Origin of the sequence: Bacillus smithii (assembly GCF_001050115.1) — a bacterium.
Lineage (GTDB): Bacteria > Bacillota > Bacilli > Bacillales > DSM-4216 > Bacillus_O > Bacillus_O smithii.
On the sequence record NZ_CP012024.1, the window covers coordinates 2,177,695 to 2,192,864 of the forward strand.

The 15,170-nt window shown below is 42.0% G+C and carries 12 protein-coding genes; 1 reads left to right on the forward strand and 11 read right to left on the reverse strand.

Translation table 11 applies throughout. From position 1 onward, the window contains the following. Window position 1: 1 nt before the first annotated feature. From BSM4216_RS10200 to BSM4216_RS10215, 4 genes are all read right to left on the reverse strand, one after another. Entirely contained in the window at window positions 2–1,000 is a 999-nt protein-coding gene (locus tag BSM4216_RS10200; protein WP_003355275.1) for a thiamine pyrophosphate-dependent dehydrogenase E1 component subunit alpha, read from the reverse strand. A 26-nt stretch (window positions 1,001–1,026) separates the two neighbouring features. Further along, window positions 1,027–2,451: a dihydrolipoyl dehydrogenase gene (lpdA, locus tag BSM4216_RS10205; protein WP_048623652.1), complete on the reverse strand. Its 1,425-nt coding sequence runs from the start codon at window positions 2,449–2,451 to the stop codon at window positions 1,027–1,029. A gap of 124 nt (window positions 2,452–2,575) precedes the next feature. After that, the gene (gene bcd / locus BSM4216_RS10210; RefSeq protein ID WP_048623653.1) at window positions 2,576–3,673 is read right to left on the reverse strand and encodes a branched-chain amino acid dehydrogenase; all 1,098 of its coding nucleotides are present in this window, start codon (window positions 3,671–3,673) and stop codon (window positions 2,576–2,578) included. 386 nt (window positions 3,674–4,059) lie between these two features. After that, complete coding sequence (locus tag BSM4216_RS10215) at window positions 4,060–6,114, reverse strand: sigma-54-dependent Fis family transcriptional regulator (protein WP_048623654.1); 2,055 nt, start codon at window positions 6,112–6,114, stop codon at window positions 4,060–4,062. Between the two features lie 121 nt (window positions 6,115–6,235). Here BSM4216_RS10215 and BSM4216_RS10220 point away from each other — a divergent pair, with 121 nt between their 5' ends. Beyond that, window positions 6,236–6,472: a DUF2627 domain-containing protein gene (locus BSM4216_RS10220; protein ID WP_003355280.1), complete on the forward strand. Its 237-nt coding sequence runs from the start codon at window positions 6,236–6,238 to the stop codon at window positions 6,470–6,472. A 182-nt stretch (window positions 6,473–6,654) separates the two neighbouring features. Here the strand turns inward: BSM4216_RS10220 and BSM4216_RS10225 are convergent, their stop codons facing one another. The 7 genes from BSM4216_RS10225 to dxs all read right to left on the reverse strand — a co-directional run bounded on the left by BSM4216_RS10225 (window position 6,655) and on the right by dxs (window position 15,132). Continuing rightward, on the reverse strand, window positions 6,655–7,398 hold the full coding sequence (locus BSM4216_RS10225) for a glycerophosphodiester phosphodiesterase (RefSeq protein WP_003355281.1): 744 nt from the start codon (window positions 7,396–7,398) through the stop codon (window positions 6,655–6,657). Window positions 7,399–7,575: 177 nt separating this feature from the next. Then, a complete protein-coding gene (gene spo0A / locus BSM4216_RS10230) occupies window positions 7,576–8,364 on the reverse strand; it encodes a sporulation transcription factor Spo0A (protein WP_003355282.1) in 789 nt (262 codons plus the stop codon). A 178-nt stretch (window positions 8,365–8,542) separates the two neighbouring features. Further along, the gene (spoIVB, locus tag BSM4216_RS10235; RefSeq protein ID WP_048623655.1) at window positions 8,543–9,832 is read right to left on the reverse strand and encodes a SpoIVB peptidase; all 1,290 of its coding nucleotides are present in this window, start codon (window positions 9,830–9,832) and stop codon (window positions 8,543–8,545) included. 108 nt (window positions 9,833–9,940) lie between these two features. Next, on the reverse strand, window positions 9,941–11,632 hold the full coding sequence (gene recN / locus BSM4216_RS10240) for a DNA repair protein RecN (RefSeq protein ID WP_048623656.1): 1,692 nt from the start codon (window positions 11,630–11,632) through the stop codon (window positions 9,941–9,943). 22 nt (window positions 11,633–11,654) lie between these two features. Then, on the reverse strand, window positions 11,655–12,104 hold the full coding sequence (ahrC, locus tag BSM4216_RS10245; RefSeq protein ID WP_040341761.1) for a transcriptional regulator AhrC/ArgR: 450 nt from the start codon (window positions 12,102–12,104) through the stop codon (window positions 11,655–11,657). 284 nt (window positions 12,105–12,388) lie between these two features. Continuing rightward, window positions 12,389–13,237, reverse strand: a complete 849-nt coding sequence (locus tag BSM4216_RS10250) for a TlyA family RNA methyltransferase (protein ID WP_003355287.1) — start codon at window positions 13,235–13,237, stop codon at window positions 12,389–12,391. Between the two features lie 2 nt (window positions 13,238–13,239). Further along, window positions 13,240–15,132 carry a 1-deoxy-D-xylulose-5-phosphate synthase gene (dxs, locus tag BSM4216_RS10255; protein ID WP_048624491.1) on the reverse strand — a complete coding sequence of 631 codons (1,893 nt, stop codon included), beginning with the start codon at window positions 15,130–15,132 and terminating at the stop codon, window positions 13,240–13,242. Window positions 15,133–15,170: the final 38 nt, after the last annotated feature.

Consider the following 15,170-nt stretch of genomic DNA (forward strand, 5'->3'; position numbering starts at 1 on the left):
CTTACAATGATTCCTTATAGACATATTTCAGTGCGTCTTCCGGCAAAGCATATGGTGCTTGCTCCGCATACTCCGTTGCTTCATTCACGATCTCCATTACTTCGTTATGGATTTCCTTTTCAAGCTGGTCATCCATGACACCTGCTTCTTTTAAATAAGCGCCAAAAACGATAATCGGATCTTTTGTTTTCGCTTCCGCCACCTCATCCGGGGAACGATAGCTGCGGTCATCGTCATCTGAAGAATGCGGCGTCAACCGATAGGTCAATGCTTCAATTAAGGTCGGACCTTCTCCTTTGCGGGCACGGTCCGCAGCTTCTTTTACCACCTTGTAAACTTCGAGCGGATCCATGCCGTTCACCGTATAGCCCGGCATTCCATAACCGACGGCGCGATCGGACACTCTTTCGCAGGCAAGCTGTTTTTCTAGCGGAACAGAAATCGCATATTGATTATTTTCGCACATAAAAATAACTGGAAGCTTATGAACGCCCGCAAAATTAGCCGCTTCATGAAAGTCACCTTGATTGGATGAACCTTCTCCGAACGTTGCTAACGCTACTAAATCTTTTTTCTCCATTTTTCCCGCCAGTGCAATGCCGACTGCATGAGGCACTTGCGTGGTGACTGGAGAGGATCCGGTGACAATGTGCAGCTTCTTTTGGCTGAAATGCCCCGGCATTTGTCGGCCCCCTGAATTTGGATCTTCCGCTTTCGCAAAACCCGAAAGCATTAAATCTTTCGCCGTCATTCCAAAGGACAGTACAATCCCTACACCTCTGTAATAAGGGAGTACATAATCTTTTTTTGCATCAAGCGCAAAGGCTGCTCCCACTTGGGCTGCTTCATGTCCTTGGCAAGAAACGACAAACGGAATCTTTCCTGAACGATTCAGAAGCCACATACGTTCATCTATCTTACGAGCCATAAGCATCGTTTTATACATCTCTAAAACTCTATCGTCGCTGAGGCCCAATTCCTTATGTCGGTTTTGAACCATTTGAAACCCTCCATTCCTTCTCTTCATCACAGATGTATCGCCTTTCCATCAACGGAAAAGGCCGCCTCTCCCAACGCTTCACTCAAAGTCGGATGCGGATGAATGGCATGAGCCACTTCCCAAGAAGCAGCATCTAAAAAGCGCGCCAATCCGGCTTCGGATATCATATCGGTCACATGCGGTCCAATCATATGAACTCCTAATACGTCATCCGTGTCCCGATCGACAATCAACTTGACAAATCCATCGGACTGTCCGTAAACAAGCGCTTTTCCAACAGCTCGGAACGGAAATTTTCCAATTTTCAAATTCAGTCCTTTTTCCTTTGCTTCTTGTTCCGTCCAGCCAACACTGGCGATTTCAGGGGATGAATAAATGCATTTCGGAACAAGCGAATAGTCAAGCGGTTCAGGATTCAAGCCTGCAATATGCTCGACTGCAATCATTCCTTCACGGGAAGCCACGTGAGCCAATTGCAATCCTCCAATGACGTCCCCAATCGCATAAATATGGCGTTCTTTTGTTTGAAAATAATCGTTGACTTGAATGACCCCCTGATTCACTTGAATATCGGTGTTTTCCAAACCGATATCTTCAATATTCGCTTGACGACCAACGCAAACCAGAATTTTTTCAGCTGAATACGCCAGTCGTTCCCCGTTTACTTCTACTTGGACCGTAGCCGTTGTCTTTTCTTTTTGAACCGTATCCGTGAGAATTTTGGCATTTGTTACAATTCGGATTCCTTTTTTCTTCAGCCTTATTTCCAATTCTCTTGAAATATCGTGATCTTCAGATGGAAGAAGACGGTTGGCATATTCGATGATCGTGACATCCGATCCAAAGTCCTTTAGCATCGAGGCCCATTCTATCCCGATCGCCCCTCCACCAACAATCAAAACGGAGGACGGAACATTGGATAACTCCAATGCTTCGTTGGAAGACAAAATAAAGTCCCCATCGATTTCCAAACCATTCAACGTCTTTGGCCGTGAACCAGTAGCGATGATGACATGTTTAGGAATCAAAATCTCGTTTTCATTCCCATCGTTCATTTCAACGGAAATCGTCCCGGCAACCGGAGCAAAAATGGAAGGGCCTAAAATCCTTCCGACCCCATGATACAGATCAATTTTTCCTTTTTTCATTAACTGTTGAACACCACGATGCAGCTGATCCACAATCCGTTGCTTTCGTATTTGTACTTTTTGAAAATCGAGTTTAATTTCTTTGGCAAGTATGCCATATTCTTCACCGTTTTTTGTTTGCGCAAAAACTTCCGCGCTTCTCAAAAGGGATTTGCTTGGAATACATCCTTTATGAAGGCAAGTGCCTCCAAGTTTTTCTTTTTCGACAACCGCGGTCTTCAATCCAAGTTGGGAAGCCCGTATGGCTGCTACGTATCCACCCGTCCCTCCTCCTAAAATCACGATGTCATATTCTTTTGCCATCAGGAAATCCTCCTTATCAAAACCAAATTGGCCGCTGATTCACGTTCTATAGAAAGGATCGATTTTTCCGTTATGGATTATGGTTGTTACAAATTCTGCCCATATGGCTGCCTTTTTAAATCTCTTAGCGACGGCGATTGAGTATATGTTTGCTGTTGGTTAAAAATTGGCTCCGAGAATGGCGGATTTTTTCAATTCTTTCTTCTGCCATACGGTCGGCCGCAATATAAGTCGGAATCCCGTCTCTTTTAGAAATTTCGAATACCTTTTCAATGTTTTGATAAATTTGTTCTACTTTTTTTAATGCGCGTTCGCGGTTGTAGCCGTAAAGTTCATCGGCAACATTGATTACTCCACCGGCATTAATCACATAATCCGGAGCATAAACAATGCCCATTTCATATAACATATCCCCGTGTTTCGCCTCTTTTAGTTGATTATTGGCAGAACCAGCGATGACTTTCACTTTCAATTGCGGAATGGTTTCATCGTTCAGAATGGCACCAAGGGCGCAAGGTGAAAAGATGTCCGCTTCTACAGAATAGATGTCATTTGGATCAACCGCTTCCGCCCCAAACTCTTGAACAATGCGTTGAACCGGTTCTTTATGAATATCCGTTACAATCAAACGCGCCCGTTCTTCATGAAGATATTTGCATAAATGATAAGCAACATTTCCTGCTCCTTGCACCGCTATGGTTAATCCCTCTAATGAGTCTGATCCAAATGCTTCTTTTGCCGCTGCCTTCATTCCGACATAACAGCCGTACGCTGTAACGGGAGAGGGGTTTCCTGAAGACCCGAAAGCAGGTGAAATGCCGGTGACAAAATCGGTCTCTTCGTGAATGATATCCATATCCGCTACCGTTGTGCCGACATCTTCCGCGGTAATGTAACGCCCGTTTAAACCTTGAATAAATCGTCCGAGCGCACGAAACATTTCTTCATTTTTATCTTTATGAGGATCGCCAATAATGACGGTTTTTCCTCCGCCCAAATTCAATCCTGCTGCTGCATTTTTATATGTCATGCCTCTTGCCAATCGAAGGGCGTCTTCGATTGCCGCTTCTTCCGATTCATAAGTCCACATTCTCGTTCCGCCGAGGGCAGGTCCCAACGTCGTGTCATGTATGGCAATAATAGCTTTTAGACCTGAATTTTGATCTTGGCAAAACAATAGCTGCTCATAATCGTATTTTTCCATATAGCGAAATATTTCCATTCTCTATTCCTCCCTCATGATGCTGAATCCATTATAAGCTAAAGGACAAAAACATACTACTTGTCGTCTTTGTCGTCCCTACATGGGAATGCAGGATTTCCTGACTATCATTCCATTGCTCGTATGCGCATAAACAATAGTGATCGAGAATAAGATCCGACAAAGGATATCGTACGAATCACCGAAATCGTAGCATCGCTCATGGTTAATTCCATTTTTTACTGTCTGAATGAGCGCAAAAAAGAAAGACGATTCCTGCTCTATTTTCTAACTTCTTCATTCATTGTCATGCAAAATGGATGCCAATAAGAAAAAATCGTTTTTCCAGTCGTCCTTTCCCCTTGATTTTGCCTTTTCTTGCAAAAGTGTCATCATTTGCATGCAAATTATTGCAGTTTGTACTTTGCAATTTTGTAATACAAATTACGAATGGAAATTCCTAACCTTTTCGCAGCTTCGGTTTTGTTTCCTCCCGTCTGCATAAGCGTTTCTTGAATAATGTTTTTTTCATATTCATCCATCAAAGAAGATAGGGTTGTCCCTTTTTTTAAGCCATGAATCGGGGATTCAAGAGGATATTCTTTTGGCTGGGATTGCAAAAAGAATAAATGATCGACATCCATCATCGTCTCATGATAATTCATAAAAATCACAGCTCTTCCCAATACGTTTTCTAGTTCTCTTACATTCCCTGGCCAGTCATAATCCATTAACTTTTTCATTGCTTCCGAAGAAATTCTTTCCACATTTCGTCCGTAATCTTGGTTGATTTTTGCCAGCAAGTATCGGCAAAGCAATGGAATATCCGTCTTCCTTCGGCGCAATGGAGGGATTTGAATGGGCATTCGATTTAAACGATAATATAAATCTTCCCTGAATGTTCCTTCCGCAATGCCTTTTTCTAAAGAAACGTTTGTCGCGGCAATCACCCGAACATTAATGGGAATAGGTTTTGTGCCGCCTACACGAACAATTTCTTGTTCTTGAAGAACTCTTAATAATTTGGCTTGTGTATTCGGGCTTAATTCTCCAACTTCATCCAGGAAAATGCTGCCGTTATTTGCTTCTTCAAACAGTCCAATCTTGCCCCCTCTTTTCGCACCGGAAAAAGCTCCTTCTTCGTAGCCAAATAATTCACTTTCCAACAACGTTTCCGATATCGCAGCGCAATTCACGCGGACAAACTTATTGTAGCGGCGATCACTGGCATTATGTATGGCGTGGGCAAACAATTCTTTTCCTGTGCCCGACTCCCCTCTTAATAGTACGGTAGCAGGGGTATTCGCACCTAGCTTGGCCTGTTCAATCGCGAATTTGATTTCTTCTGATTCACCCACAATGTCTTCAAACGTATATTTCGCTTCCAACGTACGAATAATTTGTCTAGCCCGATTTAATTCTTGAGTCAACGCCTGTATTTCTGAAACATCATGGATCACACCGACGCTTCCTTTCAGGGTGCCATTGACAATAATAGGCGCTACATTCACCACTACTTCTTTCCGTTTCGGACCAACCTTCATTTTCACTCCTCGAACCGGTTTTCGTTTCTTCAATACCTCCATATGGACGCTTTCCCCTTCGGATATGTCCGCATTGGCCGGTTTTCCGATCACCTGTTCTTCCGTTAAACCCGTGATTCTTGTGTAGGCAGGATTGATTAAAATGCCTCTTCCTTTTTCATCCACTACGGAAATGGCATCGTCGCTTGAATGGATAATCGCTTCGAGCATGGTTTGAAATTCTTTTAAATTGGTGATCTCTTCGGCGAGGTTCATTACTTCCGTAATATCCCGAAAGACAGCGAACGCTCCCATCATATTTTGATTTTCGTCCATCATCGGTATTCGCGTCGTAATAATTTTCAAGCCGTTCGCCAATATTTGTTCTCGATTGACTTCCGCTTTTTTTGTCCTTAATATACGAGGAAGCCGGCTTGTGGGAATGATTTGCCGTACGGGAGTTCCTATCGCTTGTTCTTTTTTGATTCCGATGATTCGTTCCGCGCTTTTATTGTAGAGAATAATTTTTTCGCGAAGATCAATTCCAACCATTCCTTCATCTGTGGAATCAAAAATGACATTATGCTTATTTTGTTCATTTTTCAGCTGGAGAATGAGCGATTCTTTTTCTTGCAACAGACGGGCCATCATATGAGCGATATTGCCGGGAATCAAGACCGTTTGCTTTCCGCACACTTCTTTCATCTCTTGAAGTACCTTTTCATCCCCTGTCACTTCGACAGCCATTCCGATTTCATCCGTTAAAAGCGGCTTCCAATCAGATTCTGTCCGTATCCCCATCTTTCTGGCCCATTTCATACCCGGAGCATTCTCATGGATATCGACAATGGCCGCTATTTGAAACAGCGATGTTTCCCGAAGAAATTTTAAGATCGTCATTCCGCCTCTTCCTGCACCGACAATTAACACCTTTTGCAATGTCGCTTCACCACGCTTTGAGAGGTTTTTTCATCTTTTACATTTTAATGGAAAATATCCGCTTGACAATTTCGAAAAGTTGGATACTATTTGGTCATACGGACAAAAAGGGGAGAAAGTCATGGCTCGTATTTTTGCGCTATTAATATTGGTCATTCCCGCGCTTCTTGCGGGTCTGGGAATAAAGTGGATGAGAGATACGGTATTCGGTATTCTACACCCGCCCTTTCTTTCATTATGGCTGCAATTTCTTATCGGCTTTTTACTGTTTGGAGCCGGGCTTTCGTTTGTAGGGGGTTTTGTTTTTTACCGCGACCGTAAAAGAAACAAAGTACAAAAACGATTCCAAAAAAGATAAAAAGAATGGATTCATGAATGACCATCTTGCTCTTCGTGTTCGCAAAATGGATTTTGCTTGAAAAGATTGTCCACAAACAAGATTAGCGGCTTCAAGGGAATGTTTCCCTCGAAGCCGTTTCATTTAACTGATCTAATCCATTTCCATTGAGTATATAAAATATCCACATTGTCGTTCTTTTTTTATGATGAAAACGATTGGCCATCACTTTGCCGCAACCGGAGTGCTTTCTTCGGTTCGTCCGTGATAATGGCGTCACACCCCATCGCAAAAAGGCGTTTCATGTCTTTCTCACGGTTAACGGTATAAGGACGTACTTTAATTCCATTTTGACGGGACATTTGAACGATTTCTTCCGTTAATGTCTGATAATGGGGATGAATGGCTCTTGCATGTAATCCTTTCGCATAGACCCACGGTAAATATATCCCGTAGGAATACAAAAGGGCCGTTTCCACATCGGGCGCCAGCCGATAACAATGAACGATCGAGTAATGATTAAAAGAAGAAAGAATCACTCGTTTTTCAAATCCATAGCGGCGGATGAATGCAATGACTTTTTCCTCTAAATGGAATTGCTGAAATTCGTGGCTTTTTATTTCTACATTGCAAATCAAATGATTTCCGGCCAACCAGTCAAACACTTCTTTTAACGTTGGAATTCGCACTTTTTCGTTCTGTTTTTTAAAAATATAGTGTGCGTTCAATTGCTGCAGCTCGCTCAACGTGTAATCTTTTACATACCCTTTTCCATTGGTGGTACGATCCACCTTTTCATCATGAATAACCACTACTTCGCCGTCTTTTGTCAATTGCACATCTAATTCGATTCCATCAGCACCGCATTTTTCCGCTTCTTGAAAAGCCGACATCGTATTTTCCGGCTCAATGCTGGAAAACCCTCTATGGGCAAATATGAGAGTCACGACCCACTCATCCCCTTAATCCATTTTTCCTTTGGAACAAAAAAGAACATTCTTTCAGAGGCTTACCATTTGACCAAAAAAGAATGTTCATACATAAAAATGAAAGAAGTCTTTAACGCTGAGTAAAAATGGATCAGACATTGCAACGATCGTTAAAATGATCGTCCAAACGGATATTTAAGAAGCTTTATGCTCCAATCTCAGCTTATCGGCTACCATCGCGATAAACTCACTGTTCGTAGGTTTTGCTTTCGACATGCTCACCGTATAACCAAATAAAGAAGAAATGGATTCTATATTTCCACGGCTCCAAGCAACTTCGATGGCATGACGGATCGCCCGCTCCACTCGGCTTGCGGTCGTATTGTATTTCTTAGCGATATCCGGATACAGGATTTTGGTAATGGATCCCAGCAGTTCAATGTCGTTGTACACCATTGCGATGGCTTCGCGCAAATATAAATAGCCTTTAATATGAGCCGGCACACCAATTTCATGAATAATGCTCGTAATGCTTGCATCTAAATTTTTCGGCTTTTGCTCGGAGGCCATTCGGGAAAAATGAGTGGATTTTTTTAGAATCGATGGTGCTGATCCGCTTACTTGACGAATATGGCTGATCAAATTTTCCATATCAAAAGGCTTTAAAATAAAATAAGAAGCTCCTAATTCAACAGCTTTTTTCGTCACATCTTCCTGTCCAAAAGCTGTTAGCATAATGACATTCGGCGTTTTCTCCAAAGGATTCTCTCTGATACTTTCCAGTACAGCCAATCCATCAAAATGAGGCATGATAATATCCAATATTAACACATCGGGAGCCGTTCTTGGGAGCATTTCCAAGCAATCATGTCCATTGTAAGCAACCCCCGCTACTTCCATATCTTCTTGAGAAGAAATAGCGTCTACCAACAAATTCACCAATTCGCGATTATCGTCAACAACAGCCACTTTTATTTTTTTCACTACAGGTTTCCTCCTCAATCCTGATTTCTCTCTTTTATATTTCTCATTATATTCATTCTCTGAATTATTTTTTCGACAAATCCAAAAAAAATCCTTTAAGTTTTCAAATTTTTAATGAAGATTTTAGCAGTTTTCGTTTTTGAAAAGAAAAAACCAGGTGGATTGCTCCATCTGGTTTTTAACTTGCTGCTTTTTTATTTTTATTTCCGTAAATATCGATCCCCGCTTCATGCAACATCCATTCAATGTGAACGCCATAGCCGGAAGTTGGATCGTTGACAAAAACATGGGTTACGGCACCCACAATTTTTCCATCTTGTATAATGGGGCTCCCGCTCATCCCTTGAACAATTCCACCTGTTTTATCGAGTAGTCTCGGGTCGGTTATTTTGATCACCATTCCTTTGGTAGCGGGATATTTTTGCGGAATCGTGCTGACAATTTCAATATCATAAGATTCCACTTTTTCACCATTTAAAACCGTCAATATTTTAGCCGGTCCTTCTTTTACTTGATAAGATAAAGCCACTGGCATCGGCTTGTTTAATACTCCATTCGAGATATTTTGATTTAATTTGCCGAAAATGCCAAACGAGCTGTTTTTGCGAATATCGCCGATCGTTTGGCGATCTTCTGAAAACTGGGCTAACTTTTCTCCAGGATCGCCATGACGTCCTTTTTCAATAGAAGTCACGGTCGATCGTACAATATTGCCATCATGAACAAGGATCGGTTTTTTTGTATCCATATCGGAAATGACATGACCCAAAGCGCCATATTTTTTTGTTTTTGGATCATAAAAGGTCATCGTACCGATTCCTGCTGCTGAATCTCGGATATAAAGCCCCAGTTTGTAGGTATTTTCGTTTTTGTCTTTTAGTGGAAGAAGTTTTGTTTTGATTTTTTGGTTATCTCTTATCACTATGACTTCCAGCGGCTTTTTTTCAATGCCGGCATGCTTTATTAATCGAGAAATATCGTTTAATTTTTCTACGGGGTGACCATTGATTTCCGTTATAATGTCACCGACTCGAATACCGGCTTCCTCACCAGGTGATTTTTTCCCAGATGCAGAATCTACCAAGTGATGACCTACGACGAGGACGCCTAGCGAATTTAATTTTACCCCTATCGATTGGCCGCCGGGTATGATTTTAATGTTTTTGACTACTCGTATATCCACTTTTTTCATTGGAAATCCTGCATATTCCAGCAATACTTCTTCTTTTCCTATATCCTTTCCTTTTATAGAAAACGCACTTTTTCGATTATGAACATCAACATGGTCCTTTGAAGAAGCAAATGCACTCACTGCTTGAGATTTGCCGAAAGAAATTTGTTCTCCTTCTGGCAAAGATATCGATTTTGGTATGGACATGTATTTTTCAACAGGCTGACACACCAAAGCCATGATCAAAGAAACAAGGAGAATTCCACCAATTATTTTCCTTAGACGATCCAAACTCATCTTTTCACTCTCCTCGCTTCTTATTAGGCTACACTTTTAATTTGACCTTTCCGGAATGGATTTATAACTGTGTAAACAGCAAAAAGCTATCCAATTTAGGATAGCTTTTCAAACTTGTTTAATGGATTTGGCCAAGTCAAGCAGTTCCTTTGCATGCTGCTTCGTCAAAGTGGTCATTTCTACTCCCGAAATCATCCGGCCGATCTCTTTTACTTTTTCTTCATATTCCAACGGTTTGACAGACGTTCTAGTCCGTCCTTTGTCGGTCTCTTTGGAAATATATAAATGAGTGTCCGCCATGGCCGCGACCTGCGGCAGATGAGAAATGCACAGAACTTGGGATTGAACAGATACTTGATAAATTTTTTCGCCGATCGCCTGTGCGACGCGGCCGCTAACCCCTGTATCCACTTCATCAAATATGATGGAAGTAACCCCTTGGTGGCTGGAGAAAATCGTTTTCAACGCCAGCATAATCCGCGACAATTCTCCTCCAGAAGCCACTTTTGCTAAAGGTTTCAAGGGTTCGCCCGGATTGGTAGAAATATAAAATTCCACTTGATCGATCCCGTCTTTATGGAATGTGTCTTCTTCCACAGGTAGGAATCGAATTTCAAATACAGTCTTGTCCATATAAAGCTGTTTTAATTCGTGGTGAATCGCTTCAGTCAGTGTTTCTGCCCATTTTTTGCGCAAATTGCTCAAGTTTTTCGCTTCCAATAACAGATCTTGTTTGATGGACGTTAATTTTTTTTCCAAATCCTCGAGCCTGGTTTCTTTATGGGTTAAAGTTTCGATCTCTTCTTCTATTTTGGCCCCGTACTCCAAAATCTCTTCAATGCTTTGTCCGTATTTTCTTTTCAGAAGATTGATTTCATTCAATCGGGCTTCAATTTCATTTAATCTGTTAGGATCAAATTCGATCGTATCCATTTCTCCGCTGATTTGCCTTGCTGCGTCTTCCAGCATATAATAAGCGTTTGACACATTTTTATAAACGGGTTCGTATTCACTATCCAGTTCAGCAGCTGTCTCTAAATAGCTCATGACAAGGCCGACCCAATCGAGTCCTTTTCCTTCCCCTTGCAGGCCATCGTAGCTTGTCGTAATGGCTTCATATAACTTTTCATAATTGGAAAGTTTTCGTTTTTCATTCAGCAGCTTTTCATCTTCATTCAGCTGCAAGTCAGCGCTTTGAATTTCATTCAGTTGGAATTGAATGAGATCGAGTCGATGAGCCATCTCTTGTTCATTCTCGCTTAATTGGCTAATTCTTTGTTTCGTTTTTACGTATTGCTCATACAGCTCTTGATAGCTCATCTTGGCTTTCTCCAATTCTTTGCCTGCAAATTCGTCCAGCAATTGCAAATGGAGAGCGGGATTTAACAGTTCTTGATGCTCATGCTGACCATGAATATCGACGAGGGAGGCGCCAATCTCCCTCAAAATGGATATCGTGACCAGCTTCCCATTAATTCGGCAGACACTTTTTCCAGAAGTCGAAATCTCCCGGCGAAGGACAATCATTCCATCTTCAATGTCGATTCCCAATTCCTCTGCTTTTTGATAACAAGGATGATCGGGATTATCCAGCAAAAACAACCCTTCAATTTCTGCCTTTTTTTCTCCGTGCCGGACAAATTCAGCAGAACCTCTTCCGCCTATCAACAGCGAGATGGCATCAATAATAATCGATTTACCGGCCCCGGTTTCACCGGTTAAAACCGTCAATCCTTTATCGAGGGAGAGGGAAAGTTCATCGATAATGGCAAAATTGTGGATGGATAATTCTTGCAGCAATTACATCCCTCCAAACCTGTTATTACAACATTTCCAGAAATCGTTTTTTCAACAACTCTGTATGTTCCGGTTCTCTGCAAATAATTAAGCAAGTGTCGTCGCCGCAGATGGTTCCCAAAATTTCTTCCCAATCTAAATTATCAAGCAGAGCTCCTACAGCATGAGCATTGCCGGGGAGCGTTTTCAACACCACAAAATGCCCTGCGGAATCAATGCTGACAAAAGCGTCAAGCAAAGCTCTTTTCAATTTTTGCAACGGATTAAAACGCTGATCAGCCGGAAGACTGTATTTGTATCTGCCATCCGGCAATGGCACTTTGACAAGGTGCAATTCTTTTATATCTCTGGAAACAGTCGCCTGCGTAACATTAAATCCTGCTTTTCGCAAATATTCAACAAGCTCGTCTTGAGTCTCAATATCATGATGTGCAATAAATTCGCGAATTTTAATATGGCGTTGTCCTTTATTCATGTATAACACCCCATAAACTTTGTATAAACATGCTTGTTTATACATTTATCATATATTAAATGAACGAGGAAGTATAGTCATAGTTCTTCGCCCGGGCATCCGGGTCTGCCGCGTTCTTTTCTAAAGGCCGATGCCGAGAATCTGTATTGTAGTATCTCCTGTTGTGTAAAACAAATATGCGAAAACAAAAAGAAAAACGGCCTACCATTAAAGAGCCGCCATTACACTGAAAAGGAGACCCGGCCGCCTCCCGGAAGCAAGGCAATTCCGTCCGTCTCCTGTTTTTAAGATGGATCTTTCGATTTTTTGAACTGCTCGTGAGCTTCTTTTACGATCGATTCAATCGAAAAAGGATATTTTTGATCCTCTTGCTCGATCGATCGGCTCTCTCCCGGCCAAAAAAGATGGAGCAAAAATTCAATATTTCCGTCTCCTCCTGTAATGGGAGAGTACGATAAATTTTTGACTATATATCCTTCTTTGGCAGCAAAATCGATTGTTTGTTCGATTACTTCTTGATGAACGCGAGGATCACGAACGATTCCTTTTTTTCCTACTTGTTCCCTTCCCGCTTCAAACTGCGGTTTAATTAAGGCAATGCAATCACTGGAAGGCACCAGCACTTTTTTCAACACCGGAAAAATCAATCGCAATGAGATAAATGAAACATCAATGGTAGCAAAATTAGGCAAGCCTTTTGTAAAATTTTCCGGCTGTACATAGCGAAAATTAGTACGTTCCATGACCACTACGCGTTCATCTTTTCTCAATTTCCATGCTAATTGATTATATCCGACGTCCAATGCATACGACATTTTTGCTCCGTTTTGAAGAGCACAATCCGTAAATCCTCCGGTAGAAGCTCCGATATCCAATAAAATTTTTCCTTTTATATCCACATCAAATTCTTTTAACGCTTTTTCTAGCTTTAAACCTCCACGGCTAACATATGGCAACGGATTTCCCTTTATTTCTAAAGGAATGTCCTCCGGAACCTTGTCTCCCGGTTTTTCAAGCCTAGTCTCGTTGGAGAAAACGGTTCCCGCCATGATTGCTCTTTTTGCTTTTTCTCTTGTCTCTATTAATCCTCTTTCCACAAGTAGCACATCTAGTCGCTGTTTTTTTACTTTCATAATCAAGCCCTTTTCTTTTTTTCTGGAATGATGGAATGAAGAATCTTCACTGCATGTTCAAAAGTAAGATCCATTTCTTCCAGCAACTTGTTGACACTGCCATGTTCAATAAAACGGTCCGGTATTCCCATGCGTTCAATGACGGTATGGTGGAAACCACGGTCGTGGGCAAATTCCATCACCGCGCTTCCAAATCCCCCTTGAAGAACCGCTTCTTCGATCGTGAGAATAGGGATGTTTTCCTTTAAAATCGAGAGCAGCATCTCTTCATCAAGCGGCTTAATAAAGCGGGCATTGACCACTTTGACAGACTGCCCCTGCTTCTCCAATTCTTTCGCTGCCTCCAATGCCATAGGAATGGTCGTGCCAAAAGTAAGAATAGCCGCATCTTTGCCCTCTTTCAACACTTCCCATGTTCCAATCGGAATGGCTGTAAATTCCTCGTCCATTGGTACGCCTAGCCCGTTTCCGCGGGGGAATCTCATCGCAATGGGGCCATCATCATATTGCAACGCGGTATACACCATGTTTTGGCCTTCATTTTCGTCCTTTGGCATCATTAAAACAAGATTAGGCAAGCTCCTTAAAAAGGCAATATCAAAGACGCCTTGATGCGTTTCCCCGTCTGCGCCCACAAGTCCGGCGCGGTCAATACCAATGAACACATTCAAATTAGGACGGCATATATCATGAACTACCTGGTCATATGCTCTTTGCAAAAAGGTGGAATATATAGCTAAATAAGGTTTCATGCCTTGTGTAGCCAAACCGGCGGCCATCGTGGCTGCATGCTGCTCTGCAATTCCAACATCAAACATCCGATCCGGAAATTCTTCGGCAAACCCAAGCAATTTCGATCCGACCGGCATTGCCGGAGTAATCGCCACAATTCGTTTGTCCGTTCTGGCCAATTTTCGGACGGTTTCACTGACCACTGCACTCCAAGCCGGAGGAGCATCTACCGGTTTGATGATATCCCCTGTTTCAATCTTATATGGTCCGGTTCCATGCCATGTTCCTTTTCTGTCCGACTCGGCAGGCTGGTACCCTTTCCCTTTTTTCGTAATGACGTGAAGAAGCACAGGTCCCTTTGTTTTTTTGGCATACTGAATATTTTCAATCAATTCATGAAAATCGTGGCCGTTAATCGGACCAAAATATTTGAATCCGAGTTCTTCAAAAAAAACGCCATTGACAACCAAATATTTCAAGCTGTCTTTTAACCTCTCAGCCGTTTGGGCAATCTTTCCGCCTACAGCCGGGATTTTTTTCAATAATTGTTCTAATTCGTCCTTCACTCGATTATATTTCCCCGCTGTTCGCAATCTGCCCAACATACTGTGAAGAGCGCCTACATTTGGAGCGATCGACATTTCATTGTCATTTAAGACGACGATCATGTCTTTTTTTTCGTGACCAATATGATTCAGCGCCTCTAATGCCATTCCTCCTGTTAACGCTCCGTCTCCAATAACGGGTACAATATAAGACGATTCATTTTTTAAATCTCTGGCAATGGCCATTCCCATCGCTGCAGATAACGAAGTGGAGCTATGGCCCGTTTCCCAAACATCATGTTCACTTTCAGAATGCTTTGGAAAACCAGAGAGGCCTTTATATTGGCGAAGCGTATCAAATTGATCGGCGCGTCCCGTCAAAATTTTATGGACATAAGACTGGTGGCCGACGTCCCATAGAATTTTGTCCTGTGGACTTTGAAAACAACGATGGAGCGCAATGGTTAACTCCACTACCCCGAGATTGGGTCCGATATGCCCGCCTGTTTTAGAAAGTTTTTCGATCAGGAATTGACGTATATCAGCACTTAATGCTTCTAATTCTTGTATGCTTAAATTTCGTAAAAAAGAAGGGTCTTTTATTGATAATAGATCCAAGAGGATCACTCGCTTTCATTCTGTTCAGATTTCAATGA

Excerpts from the sequence above, each read along its gene's own strand:
- BSM4216_RS10200 (WP_003355275.1), bottom strand. The coding sequence starts at position 1,000 with ATGGTTCAAAACCGACATAAGGAATTGGGCCTCAGCGACGATAGAGTT.
- lpdA (WP_048623652.1), bottom strand. The coding sequence starts at position 2,451 with ATGGCAAAAGAATATGACATCGTGATTTTAGGAGGAGGGACGGGTGGA.
- bcd (WP_048623653.1), bottom strand. The coding sequence starts at position 3,673 with ATGGAAATATTTCGCTATATGGAAAAATACGATTATGAGCAGCTATTG.
- BSM4216_RS10220 (WP_003355280.1), top strand. The coding sequence starts at position 6,236 with ATGGCTCGTATTTTTGCGCTATTAATATTGGTCATTCCCGCGCTTCTT.
- spoIVB (WP_048623655.1), bottom strand. The coding sequence starts at position 9,832 with ATGAGTTTGGATCGTCTAAGGAAAATAATTGGTGGAATTCTCCTTGTT.
- ahrC (WP_040341761.1), bottom strand. The coding sequence starts at position 12,104 with ATGAATAAAGGACAACGCCATATTAAAATTCGCGAATTTATTGCACAT.
- BSM4216_RS10250 (WP_003355287.1), bottom strand. The coding sequence starts at position 13,237 with ATGAAAGTAAAAAAACAGCGACTAGATGTGCTACTTGTGGAAAGAGGA.